Source organism: Aerococcaceae bacterium zg-252 (assembly GCA_016237705.1).
Classification (GTDB): Bacteria; Bacillota; Bacilli; order Lactobacillales; family Aerococcaceae; genus Globicatella; species Globicatella yangjingiae.
In genome coordinates this window covers 1766436-1784368 of the sequence record CP066204.1, presented here as the reverse complement: position 1 = coordinate 1784368, position 17933 = coordinate 1766436, and the positions used below count along the sequence as shown (strand labels likewise).

The 17933-nt window shown below is 36.0% G+C and carries 15 protein-coding genes and 1 other annotated feature; of the genes, 12 read left to right on the top strand and 3 right to left on the bottom strand.

All coding sequences use genetic code 11. From position 1 onward, the window contains the following. Positions 1 to 2 precede the first annotated feature (2 nt). A complete protein-coding gene (locus tag JDW14_08360; protein QQD66541.1) occupies positions 3 to 1289 on the top strand; it encodes a purine permease in 1287 nt (428 codons plus the stop codon). A 215-nt stretch (positions 1290 to 1504) separates the two neighbouring features. On the opposite strand, the gene JDW14_08355 is transcribed toward JDW14_08360, so the two are convergent. Continuing rightward, positions 1505 to 1852 (bottom strand): carboxymuconolactone decarboxylase family protein, encoded by a 348-nt coding sequence (locus JDW14_08355; GenBank protein QQD65295.1) that lies wholly within the window; start codon positions 1850 to 1852, stop codon positions 1505 to 1507. A gap of 119 nt (positions 1853 to 1971) precedes the next feature. Between JDW14_08355 and JDW14_08350 the strand changes: the two genes are divergently transcribed. Beyond that, on the top strand, positions 1972 to 3426 hold the full coding sequence (locus JDW14_08350) for a hypothetical protein (GenBank protein ID QQD65294.1): 1455 nt from the start codon (positions 1972 to 1974) through the stop codon (positions 3424 to 3426). Positions 3427 to 3771: 345 nt separating this feature from the next. Beyond that, the gene (locus JDW14_08345) at positions 3772 to 6471 is read left to right on the top strand and encodes a cation-translocating P-type ATPase (GenBank protein ID QQD65293.1); all 2700 of its coding nucleotides are present in this window, start codon (positions 3772 to 3774) and stop codon (positions 6469 to 6471) included. Positions 6472 to 6491: 20 nt separating this feature from the next. Here the strand turns inward: JDW14_08345 and JDW14_08340 are convergent, their stop codons facing one another. Together JDW14_08340 and JDW14_08335 are read right to left on the bottom strand one after the other, a co-directional pair. Next, positions 6492 to 9089, bottom strand: a complete 2598-nt coding sequence (locus JDW14_08340) for a YfhO family protein (protein QQD65292.1) — start codon at positions 9087 to 9089, stop codon at positions 6492 to 6494. A 182-nt stretch (positions 9090 to 9271) separates the two neighbouring features. Beyond that, positions 9272 to 10498 carry a D-alanyl-D-alanine carboxypeptidase gene (locus tag JDW14_08335; GenBank protein QQD65291.1) on the bottom strand — a complete coding sequence of 409 codons (1227 nt, stop codon included), beginning with the start codon at positions 10496 to 10498 and terminating at the stop codon, positions 9272 to 9274. A 216-nt stretch (positions 10499 to 10714) separates the two neighbouring features. Here JDW14_08335 and JDW14_08330 point away from each other — a divergent pair, with 216 nt between their 5' ends. From JDW14_08330 to JDW14_08290, 9 genes are all read left to right on the top strand, one after another. Then, positions 10715 to 11872 carry an O-antigen ligase family protein gene (locus JDW14_08330; protein ID QQD65290.1) on the top strand — a complete coding sequence of 386 codons (1158 nt, stop codon included), beginning with the start codon at positions 10715 to 10717 and terminating at the stop codon, positions 11870 to 11872. A gap of 59 nt (positions 11873 to 11931) precedes the next feature. Then, positions 11932 to 12840 carry a homoserine O-succinyltransferase gene (metA, locus tag JDW14_08325; protein QQD65289.1) on the top strand — a complete coding sequence of 303 codons (909 nt, stop codon included), beginning with the start codon at positions 11932 to 11934 and terminating at the stop codon, positions 12838 to 12840. A 119-nt stretch (positions 12841 to 12959) separates the two neighbouring features. After that, positions 12960 to 13098, top strand: a sequence feature (ribosomal protein L20 leader region). Positions 13099 to 13128: 30 nt separating this feature from the next. Beyond that, a complete protein-coding gene (gene infC / locus JDW14_08320) occupies positions 13129 to 13662 on the top strand; it encodes a translation initiation factor IF-3 (GenBank protein QQD65288.1) in 534 nt (177 codons plus the stop codon). Positions 13663 to 13685: 23 nt separating this feature from the next. Continuing rightward, positions 13686 to 13883: a 50S ribosomal protein L35 gene (gene rpmI, locus JDW14_08315; GenBank protein ID QQD65287.1), complete on the top strand. Its 198-nt coding sequence runs from the start codon at positions 13686 to 13688 to the stop codon at positions 13881 to 13883. Between the two features lie 29 nt (positions 13884 to 13912). Further along, positions 13913 to 14269 carry a 50S ribosomal protein L20 gene (gene rplT / locus JDW14_08310; GenBank protein QQD65286.1) on the top strand — a complete coding sequence of 119 codons (357 nt, stop codon included), beginning with the start codon at positions 13913 to 13915 and terminating at the stop codon, positions 14267 to 14269. A 281-nt stretch (positions 14270 to 14550) separates the two neighbouring features. Beyond that, the gene (locus JDW14_08305) at positions 14551 to 14826 is read left to right on the top strand and encodes a DUF1827 family protein (GenBank protein ID QQD65285.1); all 276 of its coding nucleotides are present in this window, start codon (positions 14551 to 14553) and stop codon (positions 14824 to 14826) included. A 262-nt stretch (positions 14827 to 15088) separates the two neighbouring features. Next, positions 15089 to 15355: a phosphocarrier protein HPr gene (locus JDW14_08300; protein QQD65284.1), complete on the top strand. Its 267-nt coding sequence runs from the start codon at positions 15089 to 15091 to the stop codon at positions 15353 to 15355. Position 15356: 1 nt separating this feature from the next. Then, positions 15357 to 17093: a phosphoenolpyruvate--protein phosphotransferase gene (ptsP, locus tag JDW14_08295; GenBank protein QQD65283.1), complete on the top strand. Its 1737-nt coding sequence runs from the start codon at positions 15357 to 15359 to the stop codon at positions 17091 to 17093. A 159-nt stretch (positions 17094 to 17252) separates the two neighbouring features. After that, positions 17253 to 17690 (top strand): GNAT family N-acetyltransferase, encoded by a 438-nt coding sequence (locus tag JDW14_08290; GenBank protein QQD65282.1) that lies wholly within the window; start codon positions 17253 to 17255, stop codon positions 17688 to 17690. Positions 17691 to 17933: the final 243 nt, after the last annotated feature.

The window sequence follows — 17933 nt, the reverse complement described above, 5'->3', positions numbered from 1 at the left end:
AGATGAATCACGAATTAAAATACGGTATTAATGATAAACCACCAGTAGGAGTTACGATTGTTTTGGCATTGCAACATATTTTAGCAGCTTTTGCTGGGATAGTAGCTGTTCCGTTGGTTGTTTGTAGTGCGTTAGGTTTTGACCCACAACAAACTTCGTTAATGGTCAGTGCCACAATTTTTGCGTCGGGTATTACGACTGTTTTGCAATCTAAAGGGGTAGGACCAATTGGGTCAAGAGTATCCGGTATGATGGGAACAGACTTTACTTTTGTGAATCCGTCAATTAGTGTGGGTTCTCAATTAGGAGTGGCTGGAATTGTCGGTGCGACTATTTTAGGGTCATTTGTTGAAATTATTTTAAGTCGTTTTATTAAGCCGTTAATTCGATTCTTCCCACCATTAATTACTGGGACAGTTGTGTCATTAATTGGGATTACCTTATTACCAGTAAGTATTGACTGGGCTGGTGGAGGCTTTGGCTCTAGTGATTATGGTTCAGTGCGTAATATTTCCGTAGCAGTTATCATTATGATTTTCACTTTGTTTTTAAGTCATTATGGTAAAGGAATGTGGAGTACCGCTTCTGTATTTATTGGTATGGTATTTGGATATATTATTTGTATTCCATTAGGTATGGTTGATTTATCAACAGTTCAATCAGCTGCATGGTTTGCATTGCCGTCAGTATTTCGTTATGGTGTCGCATTTGATTTAGCTTCAACTTTATCATTCGTTCCGGCTTATGTCGTATCCTTGATTGGAACAGTAGGGATTATGATGGCGATTGGTGAGGCATCTGGAGAGAAAATTTCGAGTGAGCGAGCTGCGAATGGTGTGTTGGCAGACGGTGTTGGTTCAATGATTTCAGGTATTTTTGGAGCAGGGCCAAACACAGCTTTTTCACAAAACGTTGGTTTGATTACTTTAACAAAAGTAGCAAGTACGCATGTAATGATTGTAGCAGGTATTATTTTAACTATACTAGGTGTCTTTCCTAAATTATCAGCATTGATTTCTGTAATGCCGCAACCTGTTTTAGGTGGTGTAGGTGTTATTATGTTTGGATTAGTAGCAGCTCAAGGATTGAAAACATTGGCACAAATTAAATTAGGTGACCGAGAATTATTAATTATTTCTGTTGCTTTTGCTTTAGGTATTGGTGTAACAGTTCGTCCAGAAATTTTATCAGGCTTGCCAACAAGTATTCAAATGATTTTATCTTCAGGAATTTCGACAGGGACATTAGCTGCGATTATTTTAAACATCGTTTTAAAAGAAAAGGCTTAAAGATTTTGGCAATGTAATGAACTTACTTTATTGGCTCCTTTGGTTTTGGGATTGAAAGGGCGATGTTACTGGGGCTGGGTAGAAAGTCTATAAATTTTAATAACTGGAATTAAAGATATTGATTTAACAATAATCTTATCATTCGATTTGTTAGAATTTTTGACTTTTTGCTCAGTCCCATGATGTTATTGTCTGATGCTGTGGTGCGACATCTATTATACGTACTCCTCACTCAATTGGTCAAATGCCTCTAATGCCTTAGCGGCGTAGACCATTCCAGGACCACCGTTCATTAAAATTGCGACACTTGTTAATTCAGCTATTTCAGCACGTGTTACTCCTAGTGTGATTAGTTTTTTGACATGATGTGCAATACAAGCGTCACATTTATCAGCGATACCAAAAGCTAGAGCAATTAATTCTTTTGTTTTTTCAGTTAAAGCTCCATCCTTAAAGGCAGTGTGATGCAATGCATTGCGTTGTTTAATAACATCTGGAATTTCCTTTGTGACAGCTTTAGTATTATGTTGTGCATTGGCAAGAACTTGTTTAAAATCGGTCATATTTAATCATTCCTTTCAAATTATCAGTATCATCTTGATTATAGCTAACAAATAAACATTGTGGTAATATATTGCTTAGTTTATAATAGGGTACAGAAAGTAATAAGTGAGGCGAGTATATGCATTGGATTAAGAAGAGTGTTGTCCTGCTAGGGACATGTATGTTAGCAGGCTGTGTGGATTTACGCCCTGTTAAACCGGGTAGTACAGGAGGAAATCCGATTACCGGGGAAGACAAAAAAGTAAAGCGTTCTGACGATGATTATTCAACTGACTTTGCGGTAGAAAAGCAAAAGCAGACAGAACAAGTTAATCAGTTAATGAGTTTGATTTCTGCGCATTATTCAAAAATAAGTAAGGCAGAAATGGATATTGCAACTGAAACGACATGGAATGACAAAACAGTCACTTCGCATTTGAAAACACAAGAAAAATATGAAGAAGGTACTTTGAAAGGGTACTATATCGAAAATGAAACGAAAGCAGCTGATGAGTCCATCAAGCAAGAGTATTATTATAATGGTGAAAAATATTTCTTAAATATGGATAAAATGGCTTGGCAAGAATTAAAAGGGAGTACTAAAACGCCGACAGTTTACCTTTATTTAGTAAAATTGATGCTAGAAGGTAATGATGTCATTGAAGTAGAAGACGGATTATCACAACTTCATATGACAAAAAAAGTGACAGATGCGGAATTATTAGAATCGATTTATCAGTATATTGATTTTCCAATGATGTTAACACCGAATGCTAAAAAAACGGTGACACTAGATTATCAAGTAGATGACGAAAATGGTGCGATTAGTGTGGCAACGATTCGTTTAGAGGCCACTGATTTAGGGCAAACGATTCAACATAGTGTGCAAATCCGTACGAATACTAATGCAGAATTTGCAGATTGGAAGATTGATACGGCTGCAGAATTTGCAGGATTGGATACAGAATCAACAGAATTTGCTCAATATTTCAAAGAGAAGAATCCAACAAAAGCCTTGACTTACTATGAACTCTATACTAATCAAATCGACGGTGATGACACTCAGACAACATTAGTGTTAGGTAATTATTTTGCAGGTGTACCGTATATGGCGGTTGAAGGTACGGTAAAAGATAGTGAATTGAGTGATACAAGTCTAATTGCACAACAAAAACGCTATGCGCTTGATAAAGAAAATGTAGCGACTAGCGATGAGCCTCTTGAAAATTATTACGAATATTTTGTCAATCGTGTGTTAGAAAAACATGATGTGCTTGATGCATTAGAAGTGGATGAAGAGTCTGATGTTTATGTATTGCGTGAATTATTTGAATATGATTTAGAGTCGTTCCAAGCTGCAGCTGGAAAAGTCGATATATCACATTTAGTTCGTGAAGGTGAAGCTATATATGGTGTGGACTATCGAATTGATAGAAAGACGCAACAATTGGTGTCGGTTTATTTATGGGTAGCTACTCCAGGAGAAGGTAGTGTTTCAACTTTGACGACATTGAATTTCAGTCGTTTTAATGCGATTAATCCTAACTTAGTATTGGGAAATATCGATAAAAAATTATGGGATGTATTAAAATAATTGATTAATTAGTTGGCAATCAGTGGTGAGGAGGTAGCACGCACTGATTGCTTTTCTTTAATGTTTGTTGACTTGAATCAAAGTGCCATTTAAAGAGTTTGTTAAAAAATGATTGCAATCTTTGGTGAGTTTGGTATAATAATGACAAGTTAAGATTCATGAGGGAGTAACTTGAGATGTTAGCATCTCGTCAGTATCAACAACGACAAGTAGGATACCCTACTGGTACTGTACTTAAAAAGTGAGACTTGTGCGTTTAATCTATCATAGGATAGGTAAGCGTAGAAGTCTCATTTTTGTTGAGTGAAATTTTATGGATTAACGAAAAGATTTAGGAGGCATATATTGTTGGAAAAGGATTTTATTGCATATCAATTATCGGCTGAAGAAGTTGTTGCAAAATTGCAATCAGATGTAGCAAATGGTTTGACGGATCAGGAAGCAACGAAACGTCATGAGGAGTTTGGTTTAAATGAGTTAGAAGCAGAAGAAAAAACAACGCTTTTACAAAAGTTCTTCGCTCAATTTAAAGATTTCATGATTATCGTATTATTGGCAGCAGCATTAGTTTCGGTAATTGCTGAGGGTGTACATGGATTAACCGATGCGATGATTATTTTACTTGTAGTTATTTTAAATGCGATTATCGGTGTGTTCCAAGAAGCGAAAGCTGAAGAAGCGATTGATGCATTGCGTAAAATGGCATCACCAGCTGCTCGTGTAAGACGTAATGGTAATGTACAAAGTGTTAAGAGTAGCGAATTAGTACCAGGTGACATTGTTCTATTAGAGGCTGGAGATGTTGTGCCAGCAGACGTACGTTTGATTGAGGCAAATTCATTACAAATCGAAGAATCAGCTTTAACAGGGGAGTCTGTTCCAGTTGAAAAATCAATTGTTACACTTGCTGCAGGAGAAGAAGCTGGTATAGGTGACCGTAATAATATGGCATTTTCAAGTACGAATGTGACATATGGTCGTGGTTTAGCAGTGGTAACAGGAACAGGTATGAATACTGAAGTAGGGCATATCGCATCAATGTTATCAAGTACTGAAAAACAACAAACACCTTTACAACGTGACCAAGAGCAACTAGGTAAGACGTTAACAATTCTTATTTTAATTATTGCAGCGGTGACATTTGTTGTGGGACTTTTACGTGGACGTGCACCACTTGAAATGTTATTAGTAGCAATTTCATTGGCAGTAGCAGCGATTCCAGAGGGATTACCAGCGATTTCAACGATTATCCTGTCATTAGGAACTCGTACAATGGCAGACCGTAAAGCATTAGTGCGTACTTTACCAGCCGTTGAAACTTTAGGTAGTACACAGGTTATCTGTTCGGATAAAACAGGTACATTAACGGTCAATAAAATGACGATTGAAAAAGTTTACTATAATGGTGAATTACATGATGCGTCAGAACAAATTGATTTGAACACACCTTTATTAAAGGCTATCAGTTTTGCCAATGACACTGAAATTGATGCACAAGGTGCGTTAATCGGTGACCCAACTGAAACGGCAATGATTAAATATGCTTTAGACAAATCATTTGATTTACAAGTTGCTTTAGCAGAAACACCACGTGTGGCTGAAGTGCCATTTGATTCGACACGTAAATTAATGTCAACAATTCATCAATTAGCTGACGGTCGTTACGCAGTGGCTGTAAAAGGTGCACCGGATCAATTATTAAAACGTTGTACTTTAGTTGATGTGAATGGACATGTTGAGCCAATCTCACAAGCACAAGTAGATGATATTTTAGCGAAAAACACAGCCTTAGCACGTGAAGCATTGCGTGTGTTAGCAGGTGCGTATAAAATTATTGATACTTTACCAACAGAATTAAATTCTGATACGCTAGAGCACGACTTAATCTTTGCTGGTTTAGTCGGAATGATTGACCCTGAGCGTAAAGAAGCTGGCGATGCGATTAAAGTAGCACGTGAGGCAGGTATTCGTACAGTTATGATTACTGGTGACCATGCTGTAACAGCTCAAGCGATTGCTGAGCGTTTAGGTATCTTAGATCCAAATGAAGCAAACAATGAAACTCACGTATTAACAGGTGCTGAATTAGATGAGATTTCAGATGATGAATTAGCAAAACGTGTAGCAAACTACTCAGTATATGCACGTGTATCACCAGAACATAAAGTGCGTATTATTCGTGCGTGGCAAGCAAATGATGTTGTCGTATCAATGACAGGAGATGGTGTAAATGATGCACCGTCACTTAAACAAGCTGACATCGGTGTTGGTATGGGGATTACTGGTACTGAAGTATCAAAAGGTGCGTCTGATATGGTCTTAGCCGATGATAACTTTGAAACGATTGTTGTAGCCGTTGAAGAGGGACGTAAAGTATTCTCTAATATTCAAAAAGCGGTTCAGTTCTTATTATCAGCTAACTTGGGTGAGGTGATTACCTTATTCGTTGCGACAATGTTAGGTTGGACAATTTTAGAGCCAGTACATATTTTATGGATTAACTTAGTAACGGACGTTTTCCCAGCGATTGCATTAGGTATGGAGGGTGCCGAAAAAGATTCAATGAAATACGCACCACGTACATCGAAAGATAATTTCTTATCATTTGGTGTTTTCCCAAGTATTGTGTATCAAGGAGTATTAGAGGCAAGTATTACTTTATTTGTTTACTGGTATTCAACTCATGTAATGGGCTTAGGTAATGACCATGGTGAAACAATGGCATTCTTAACATTAGGTATGATTCAATTGTTCCATGCTTATAATGTGAAGTCAGTATTCAAATCATTATTCAGCAGCAATCCATTTGCGAATAAGTACTTGAACTATGCTTTTGTAGGTTCAGGTGCGATGCTATTAATGGTTGTTATTATTCCGTTTTTACGCAATTTATTTGACGTAGTAGAATTGTCAATGACGGAGTGGTCAATCATGTTAGCGGCAGCAGCAAGTATTATTGTTTTCGTTGAAGTAATTAAATTCATTTTACGAGCGACTGGTTTTGCAAATAAATATGAAAAATCAGGTTCAAGTTCAATTAAATAAGAATCAATAAAAAAAGGGGTTCATCGTTCGATGAACCTCTTTTTTCGTAATCGATTGTGATAATGTATCGCTAATAAGATAGCTGCTGATAAAATGGACGCTAAACACCCTAAAATTAAACCAGGTGGGCGATAATACAACTCTAAATGCTGCTCTCCAATTGGCAACTTAAAGCTGAGGAAACTGCCCCAAGCAGCTTTAGTGGAGATTGTTTGACCATTTGCTTTGACATGCCAACCACGACTATATGGAATGGAGAAAAATGTAGTAGACATTTGTTCGTTGTTAACTGTTACATTTGCTTTGATTTTATTGTGCTTGACTGATAAAATTTTGATATTATCTGCTTGCTTTGCTGTAATGAGAGCTTTAAAGCGAGCTAAATCAAAACGATAAAGTTTGAAGTCTTGCAAAGCATAGAAATCTGGTTTTGTGCCGTCAATCGTAAAGGTAATGGTTTGATTATCAGCGATGTGCAATGGCCAAATTTGGTCACGTTTAAACCTGTCTTGGTATGGATAAGGTTTATCATTTTGTGTCAATTGTGATTGTGTGAATTCATAACGTACGGCACTCGGTACACGCAAAAAGTATAAATAGTCGCTATTCGCATTCATCAATTGAAAACTAAGTTTGGTTGGTTGATTTTCGTCCATGCGAGTATATTGGCCGTTATTTTCAGCGAGATTTTCCATTTGTATTGATGAAAAATGTTCTTGTTCAAATAAATTATCGTCAATTTGGAACAAGCGTTTCATCAGTTCGTTTTGATTGAAAAATGGGTCATGCTCATTCATTTCATAGGCTGTGAATGATTCATCCACTAAGAATCCTAAATTTAGTATGTAGGGATTATAAAAAATGGATTGCCATTTATCGTATTTACTCAAACGCATATAACGTTGTTCTAAATCAAGTGTTTGTGCATGATGTTCATTGCTATCAATAAAATATTTCAAATTAAACAAGGCATCTGTCAATGGTAATGACACATAATTTGTCATCGCAGTGGAAGACGGCAGTCCTAATTTTGAATAAAGCTCAATTTGGTTAAACTCTAAACTCGATGAAAAATGGGTCACACTATTGGTTCTTGAATAATAATTATAGTTGGCATAAATAGGTGGCTTATAGGATTCCACACGGTAAAAAGGTGATGAATCTTGCAGTGTATCTAGTGCTGTATTGTTATAGGTATTGCTGACCTGTGTGAAATTATCATTGGAGATAAACCATAGGGCAGACGGTAAGCCGAGAAAGGCATTGGTGAATAATTCGCCGACGGTTAATAATAATACAAGTGTTAGTCGTTGTTTTTTAGTAGTTGACAGTATCATGATAGTAAATTCAAATAATAGGACAGAGATAAATATTTTTGTCGAATTTAAGTAATCTACTTTAGCTGTGAAACCCACTATGCAGATGCCGAGCAGTACCAGTAAATATTTTGGAATATCTTGTTTTTTAATATGATTTTGTTGTTGGAAAGCTGTATATCCTAGCGTCAAGGCGATAAAAATAAAAATCCATGAGTTTCTAAAATAAAAGCCGACAGGACGTTGTCCCATGTGCCAAATTTGGTCGAAAAAGTGAATAGTAAAACTCATTAGAAAAATGCCCAACAGTATCACTGCACTATATTTTTCACGCAAAGAAATTTTTGTTGAAATAAAGTAATGGCACAAACCGATTAGCCCAATAACCGCGATATAGATTTGTGGACGTGCAGCTGAATCGCCCCATTCTTCACCACTAAAAGCACCAACAAAAAATTTGGTGAAGATTAACAAGGGTTGGTAGAGTACATCAAAATTGACTGCAAAAATACTATCGGCAGATGCCTTGCTCTCAATTAAATTAGATAACAAGGGAAATACCCAAAAGCCACACAAAAAGATACCTAAAAATGATGCGATAGCGAGTGAGCTATAACGCAATAATCGTTGTTTCCAAGTGAGATTTAAAGATAAAAGATAGTATAACCCATAAAATACAATAAAAAGTGTTGCCATGTAAGCAGTATAAAACTGAGTCAGATACATGATAGCTAAGACAATAGAGAATTTTATATTGAATTTGCCATTTAAAATGCACTCAATGCCGATAGCTAATAGTGGTAAATATACTAAATTATCGAGAAAGTTTGGATTGATTTGCTGAGAAATAATAAATCCAGATAGCGCATAGATACTTGAAAATATTAGCGTTAACATACTGGATTGAGTATCTTGATTACCATTTTTGCATTTTACTAAATAGTAACTGAAAGTTAAGCCACATAGACCATGACGCAATAGCGTAACGATAACTGTCAAGATACTATATTGGCTAACTGGAAAAATAGCATATAACAATGTCAAAGGGCTAATACTGTTGAAACCGAGTACTGACGGTGTTGCACCACCGAGACCTTTACTGAATGACCAGTAAAATTGTGATAAATCGAAATTTAATATGGCATTTTTCAAGGCGACATACAGGGGTAAGTATTGTGCAGTAAAATCCCCCGAAGTAATCGTTTTATCTGATAAGGGATAAAATTGTAAACAACAAAAGACTAAAGCCATCGTTAAAATAGGAATCGTGAAACTTAATATATATAGACTTCTTTTTTTCATAAATGCCTCCATAACATGTTAAGTCTATTTTACGTTTTCATAGCATGAAATTCAAATAACAATCGAAAAATAATAGAAATAGTGTGAGCAAGTTTTCTAAGGTGGGTGTTAAGTTAAGCCGAGCGAACAGCGGAATAAAAATACTCAAAGTCGAAAAATGACCTTGAGTATTTTGAATAATGTTATTTGAAAATATTGAAGATACCTTTCATGAAGTTGGTAATTGGATTATCTCGACGATTTTCGTCAGAAATTCCTTGTTCACGTAACATCTCTTTAGTATCTTTATCTGTTGAGTCAGATTGTGTTGTTTCTTCTTCAGGCATTTCAGGCTCTTTTGGCAAGTTGCTTGGTAATGCTTCGTTTTTGTATAAATCAGGGAATTCAGCTAATTTATTTAATAAAATTTCAATTTCCCAATAACTTGTCCATCCTTGTCCTTCTGTGTCAAATAGCCCCATTGCAACAGCGAAGATTTGACGGCCATTTTCAGTACCGACGGCTACAAAGTTTTTACCAGCATCATCGGTAAAACCTGATTTTAGACCGGTGATACCTTCGCGTGCGTGTTCACTTCCTGAATCAGGTAGTAATTGGTTCGGATTGCCCATGTTGACTTGATACTCAGTGCCTTCTTTCGCAACATAAGACATTGAAGAAGTTACTTTTAAGATTTCTGGAAAATCAGTAACGATGTGCTGTGCCATTAAGGCAACATCAGCAGCACTCATTTTGTTCTCGTTTGTTTCGTTAGAGCCTTCAATCCACATAGATTCAGGTAAATATTTAATTGGAATACCTGAAGTTGTGTAAAACTCGAAATTTGTAATACCCCATGAAGTTAATAATTGACGAACTGCTTTGACAGCTTCTTGTTCAGAACCATATAGGTGCCACATTAAGGTAGAAGTTGCATCATTACCTGAAAGTAACATTACACCATAAATTAATTCCTCAACAGTGTATTCCACACCAGCATGGAGCCCCATTGCTGACATTTCAGGGTTGAATGACATGTGGTCTTCAATTTCTTGTGGAATCGTAATATTGTCTGTTAATTTGAGTTTACCGTCTGCAATGGCTTGATAGACCAAATACATTGACGCAACTTTTGACATTGATGCGATAGGATAACGAACATTTCCTTCTTGTTGAGCTAAAACACGATTAGTTTCACCGTCAACCACAACATAAGAACGAGAATCAATATTTTTATCAAACCAATCGATAATCTCTTGCGGGTAGTCCTCTGGCATTGTGAAAGGGTCAGCTACTGCAGTATCCGGAACTGCTCCAGATAAATTAGGAACTTTCGAAACTTGTGCCTGTGCAGCTAAAGGTGAAAATAATGTGGCAGACGCTAATAGGGCAAGCATCGAGCTGTGGATTAATTTTTTTGATATTTTCAACGTAGAACCTCCTAGAACTTAGTGCTAATGGTTTAAAGTTTTTATTAAACCGTTAAATAAATTTCAAAATTTATTATAACAAAAACACGTTTCGGTGTACATGACTTGAATGCAGAACATGAAAACTTCACAAAAAAATCATAAATTTAGTAGAGAAAATGAATAAGGTATTATATAATAATGATAGATTTTTAATTTGAATGGTAGGTGAATCGTATGATAAAAAATCTCGCAATCTTAAAGGTGCCGATTGTTTATTTTATTGTAACTACCTGTATCATACTACCATTTTACATAAGTGGGCCGATTTTTATAGGAGTGGTCGGATATTTACTTTGGTTATATCGTGGTGAATGGTCAGCATTTCTTAACCAATCAAAAGATTGGTGGTTATTTATTTTATTTGCTTTAATAAGTGCAATATTGAATGATAATTTGAAAGGGAGCTTATTGCCGATTGTTTTTTTCGCATTTACTTTTTTTGTCATTTGTTATCGTAAAAATGTTACACTCTCGTACTATCGAGTATTAATGAAAACAATAAGTGTTCTAGGTGCATTGTCGAGCTTTCATGCGATTTGGACTTACTGGCGTTACATTCAAGAGCATCATTATGGTTGGCGATATATAATAACAGAGTCTAATCCCCAATTTCGTGCTGAGTCATTTTTCTTTAATGCGAATTATTTTGGGCTATTTTTAGTGATGACAATATTGGTAAGTGTCTATTGGATGACAATCGCAACTAAATGTTGGGAGTATGCTTGTGTATTCTTGATGTTATGTGTGATGAATATTGCAGTTGTGTTGACAGCCTCAAGAATGTTAATTCCGACGATATTAGTGAGTGTGTTTTTATTAGTCTTATTGAATAAGCCGAAAATTGCATGGATATTGCTGGTGCTAGGAGTCATTGGCTTGGTGGCTATAATTGTGAAGCCGAGTTTATTTCCACGTTTTACATCCTTAGCCTATGGCTTTGAGGACCGGTTTATGATTTGGGAGAATGGGTGGCGTATTTTTAAAACGAGAGCATTAACCGGTAGGGGAGCTTTTGCTTATTTGAACTTATATTATTTATTTACTGATAAGGCTGATATGCACTCGCATCAGTTATTAATTGATTTATTAGCGAATTATGGACTGATTGGACTGATGCTGCTAGTGAATGCGTTAGTCCCATTTATTAGAACAATTTTACGACAGTTACGAGCACGTCAGGGAATTAAAGAAGTAGCGTTAATTGCTGCTACGATATGTGCTGTTTTAGTTCATGGACTAATGGATGTTTCAATAGTCTGGTTGCAGACAGCATATGTATTTTTGATTATTGTGAGTGTACCGATTGAACGTTTTTATGACAAAACAGAATAAAACAAAGTGTGAGTGCGACTGTTAAGGCAGTCTGAATGAGCAGAGATAGGAGGAACAGCATGCCAATTACATTGAAAGATGATTTTCCAGCGAAAGCTATTTTGAAACAAGAAGATATTTTTGCGATTAATGACGAAAGAGCGAAACATCAAGATATTCGCCCGTTGAAATTTATTATTTTAAATTTAATGCCGAATAAAATTGATACGGAAACACAATTATTGCGTTTAATTAGTCAAAGTCCATTGCAAATAGAAGTTGATTTTTTGCGTATTTCAACGCACGAACATAAAAATACAAGTTTAGGGCATCTGTCCAAATTTTATTATACGTTTGAAGAGATACGACAACACCGTTATGATGCGATGATTATTACGGGGGCGCCAGTAGAAACTTTGCCATTTGAACAAGTTGATTACTGGAACGAGTTACAAGAGATTATGGATTGGAGTCAAAATCATACCACTTCCACTTTACATATTTGTTGGGGAGCTCAAGCGGGCTTATATCACCATTATCAAGTTGATAAAGTTCAGTATGATAAAAAATTATTTGGTGTGTATCCGTCACATCTATTAAAACCACATCGTCTATTTAGAGGCTTTGATGACCAATTTATGGTGCCTCAATCACGTTATACGGGTTTGAATATCGAACAACTGAAAAAAGCACCGGTGCATATGATTGATAATCATCAAGCATTTGGACCGAGCATCTTAATTTCCGATGATGACCATAATATTTTTATTTTGGGGCATTGGGAGTATGATACGCATTCTTTAGATGGTGAATATCAACGTGACCAGGCTAAAGGAATGGATACGGCTGAGCCGGAGCATTATTACTTACAAAATCAACCGATGAATACATGGCGTTCACATGCCTATTTGTTCTATCATAATTGGATTAATGACGTCTATCAATCGACACATTACCGTTTGGAAGACATAGACGGCACACCGATGTGATAGAGTACGACAACGATTTGTTATGGTAGAGAATAAAAACGGTGGCTACTTGCAACAAAATAATTCCTGTAAAAATTAGTTGCAATGCTATTTTTTATATGTTAAGATATAAAAGTTGAGAAAACAAGTAGAAACCGCCGTTTCTCGCCAGACATGCTGTAAGTGTGTTGGCAAATATTATACGACAGTCATTTATTTTGACTTGTGTACAGAACACGGCGAGTTTAACAAAAGTTAAACTGGCTTTTTTTATTGCATTGCGGATACTACTTGCCGCTCAAGAAATATATGGAGGTGGACTTTATCGTTAAAGAATTACCAATTAACGAAGAAATCCGAGCACGCGAATTACGTGTGATTGGTGGAGATGGTGAACAAATCGGAGTAAAATCTCTTAATGATGCGTTAACCATTGCAGAATCTTTCGGACTTGACTTAGTATTAGTATCGCCACAAGCTCAACCACCTGTTGCCAGAATCATGGATTACGGTAAGTATCGATACGAAATGCAAAAGAAAGAGAAAGAACAACGTAAAAATCAAAAAATTATCACAGTGAAAGAAGTAAGACTGAGTCCTTCGATTGAAGACCACGATTACAACACAAAATTGCGCCAAGCAATTAAGTTTTTGGAAAGTGGCGATAAAGTAAAAGCAACTATTCGTTTTAGAGGACGTGCGATTACGCATAAAGATTTAGGACGTGATGTCTTAGAAGATTTCATTGAAGATACAAAAGAAGTATCAACTGTTGAGTCTCAACCAAAAATGGACGGGCGTAGTATGTTTATTATGCTAGCACCACTTAAATCAGCAGAATAATATTTTTTTCAGGAGGAATTATCATGCCAAAACAAAAAACTCACCGCGGATTAGCTAAACGTGTTAAACGTACAGGTACAGGAAAATTAAAACGTGCTAAAGCATACCGTAGCCACTTAGCACCACGTAAAACTACTAAACAAAAACGTCACTTACGTAAATCAGGTTTAGTTCACGCAACAGATTACAAGCGTGTTAAACAAATGATTTCAGCACTATAATTCTAAATAATTCAAGGAGGTAATGAAACATGGCACGTGTTAAAGGTGGATATGTTACTCGTCAACGTCGTAAACGTACATTAAAATTAGCTAAAGGTTACTATGGAGCAAAGAGCGTATTATTCAAAACTGCTAAACAGCAAGTAATGAAATCATACACTTATGCATACCGTGACCGTCGTCAGAAAAAACGTGACTTCCGTCGCTTATGGATTACACGTATCAATGCAGCTGCTCGTATGAACGGCATCAGCTACTCAGTATTAATGAATGGTTTGAAAAAAGCTGGTATTGAAGTAAACCGTAAAATGTTATCTGAATTAGCAATCAACGACGCTGCAGCTTTCACTGCATTAGTTGAACAAGCTAAAAAAGCATTAGCATAATTAAAAATAGGTTCGTGAGAACTACAATAAAGCACTTGGATTTCGATTCAAGTGCTTTTATTTGATTTGTTCGGGAGATAAAGACAGTGCAGCAGAAATTCTGTGTGTTTTTCATGTTTTTTTTATAATTTCACTGTTATTTTGATGTAAAGAGGCTTATAATTAAAATTAAGTAATATACAGTTCATGGTTAGCCGAAAATGATATTGGAAAACAGATTGTCATTATGCACCAGCCCTTAGATTTTACGTCTTGCTCTATGCATCGAAAGGAATAATTATATGAAATTAATTGATGTTACGAATAGTCACTCCGACCTGGTATGCCGTCAACTAGAAAATACTGATACAGAATCTGTTCGTGTATTTTCTTTAGGAAAAAGTACTGTAATAAACACTAAAGCAAGTACGCATCAAAACCTTGTTATCATCAATAAACAACGTCCAATACGTGAACGCGAAATTGATTTTGTCATCGGTAAGTTATTTCCTAATTGTAATGTCAAAGATTTAGAAATTTTACATGGGAATAATTTCATTGAAATTGAATTGCGTTAATTATGTTTAATATTGTGTTAAAGGCAGAAAAATTGAAGAGTGCTGATAAGTAGGAATGCTTATTAGCACTCTTTGAATTGTTTAAAGGACCGGAGATTAAAGTAGAAAGATTTTTGATAAGAAAAACCGAAAAATTGCATTAAAATAGTGGTTAAAGGTTGTTCAAATATAAAAAAAATGTTATTCTTAACTATGATAGGGTGTATTTGAAGTATTCAAATAGACTCTGAACAAACAACTATTATTAAAGGGGTATTGTATTATGGAAAAGAAAGAATTTCATGTAGTAGCTGAAACAGGAATCCACGCACGTCCTGCAACTTTATTAGTGCAAACTGCGAGCAAGTTTTCTTCAGATTTAAACTTAGAGTATAAAGGTAAATCAGTTAACTTAAAATCAATCATGGGCGTTATGTCTTTAGGTGTTGGTCAAGGTGCTGATGTTACGATTACAGCTGAAGGTGCTGATGAAGCAGAAGCAATCGCAGCAGTTGCTGAAACAATGAAAAATGAAGGTTTAGCGAATTAATATGAGTACAGTGAAACTAACTGGGATTGCAGCGAGTGATGGCATTGCTATTGCTCCTGTTTATCTTTTAACCGAACCTGATTTAAGTTTTGAAACCAAACAGACCGAAGATAGCCAATTAGAAATTGCACGTTTGGATGCTGCCTATGCTCAAGCAATTACAGAAGTTTCAAAAATTCGTGATATTGCGAAAGAATCATTAGGCGCAGAAGAAGCGCAAGTATTTGAGGCACATTTATTAGTTTTACAAGATCCTGAATTTACGGATCAAGTAAAAAATCATATTCAAACTGAAAAAGTAAATGCAGAAGCAGCATTACATCAAGTATCGACTTTCTTTATTAATTTATTTGCTGGTATGGAAGATAATCCTTATATGCAAGAGCGTGCAGCAGACATCAAAGATGTTTCTGAACGTGTATTAGCAGCATTATTAGGTGTGAAATTACCAAGCCCAGCAACAATTGATGAAGAAGTAATTGTTATCGCTCATGATTTAACACCAAGTGATACGGCACAATTGAATAAACAATTTGTTAAAGCATTTGTGACAAATATTGGTGGACGTACATCGCATTCTGCTATCATGGCACGTTCATTAGAAATACCAGCGATTGTAGGTACAAAAAATGTTACTGAAATCGTTAAAGACGGCGATGTATTAATCGTTGATGCGTTAGAAGGTGTTGTTTTAGTGAACCCAACGCAAGATGAAATCGCTGAATATCAAGCGAAAGCAGCTGCCTATGATGCACAAAAAGCAGAATGGGAAAAATTAGTGGCTGCACCGTCTGTTACAAAAGACGGACATCATGTTGAAATAGCTGCCAATATCGGAACACCTAAAGATGTCAAAGGTGTTTTAGAAAATGGTGCTGAAGGTGTTGGTTTATACCGTACTGAATTCTTATATATGGATGCATCAGATTTTCCAACTGAAGATGAGCAATACGAAGCATACAAAACTGTATTGGAATCAATGGAAGGTAAAGGTGTTGTCGTTCGTACAATGGATATCGGTGGGGATAAAGAGTTACCTTACTTAACATTGCCACACGAAATGAACCCATTCTTAGGTTATCGTGCGATTCGTATTTCATTAGACCGTAAAGATATGTTTAAAACACAATTGCGTGCTTTATTGCGTGCGTCTGTACATGGTAACTTGCGTATTATGTTCCCAATGATTGCGACATTAGCAGAATTCCGTTCAGCTAAAGCAATCTTAGATGAAACTAAAGCAGAATTAGTAAAAGAAGGTGTAGCTGTTTCAGATGCTATTCAAGTAGGTATCATGATTGAAATTCCTGCAGCAGCAGTATTGGCACATCAATTTGCTAAGGAAGTAGATTTCTTCTCAATCGGAACAAATGATTTAATTCAATATACAATGGCTGCAGACCGTATGAATGAACAAGTGTCATACTTGTATCAACCGTATAATCCGTCTATCTTAACATTAATCAAACATGTCATTGATTCTTCTCATAAAGAAGGTAAATGGACAGGTATGTGTGGTGAGATGGCGGGAGATCAAACAGCTGTGCCATTATTATTAGGTATGGGATTAGATGAGTTCTCAATGAGTGCTACAAGTGTATTAAAAACTCGTAGCTTAATTAGTAAATTGAACTTATCTGATATGCAAGCATTAGCTGATAAAGCAATTAATGAATGTACAACAGCTGATGAAGTTGTTGCCCTAGTAAACGCAGCCGTTGAAGCTGCAAATGCATAATTATTAAGAGAAAAAGTCGAGCCATGCTCGGCTTTTTTTTGATATAGTACGAGTGAGAGAGTTCAGCTTTGAACCACTGGAGAAAGTAGCTAGTATGCGTAAAGTGATGATTGAAGTGGACGTCAAAGTTGGCTGAACGGACTGGAAAGGAAGATAAATATGATAATCCGACCAATACAAGTAAGTGATGCACCGGCTATTCAAAAAATTAATGCAATGGAACTAGGGTACACTATTTTGCTAGAACAAATGGAAGAGCGGATTGTTACTTTGTTACAGGAGTCCAATCATCACTATTTATTTGTAGCTGAAATAGATAATCAAGTTGTGGGTTATGTCCATGCACAACGCTATGATAGCCTACTGGCTGAACAAGCATGGCTTAATATTATGGCATTGGCAGTGGATGCTCAGTATCAAGGGCAGTCTATCGGCAAAGCGTTAATGTCAAGGATTGAAATGATTGCTCAACAACAACATTATGGAGGTATAAGGTTAAACTCAGGTTCACAACGAGAAGAGGCACATCAGTTTTATGAACATATCGGTTATGCTGGCGATAAAATGCAACGTCGCTTTATTAAAAAGTTTGACTAATTAAATAGTTGGATAGGTTATACGAGTGAATCATTATACGACCATTGCCTTAAATATTGAATGCCCAATTTCTCATACAAAAGTTTGATTTTGTTGCTATTATCCAGAAAGTTCTTTTCATTTCAGATGAATTTTTTTATAATGATAATACACAGTCGATAAAGATTACGATTCATCGACATAGAAACTTTCTAAGATAGATTGTTATAAATGAACACTAATACGTTGTGTCAATTAACGTAT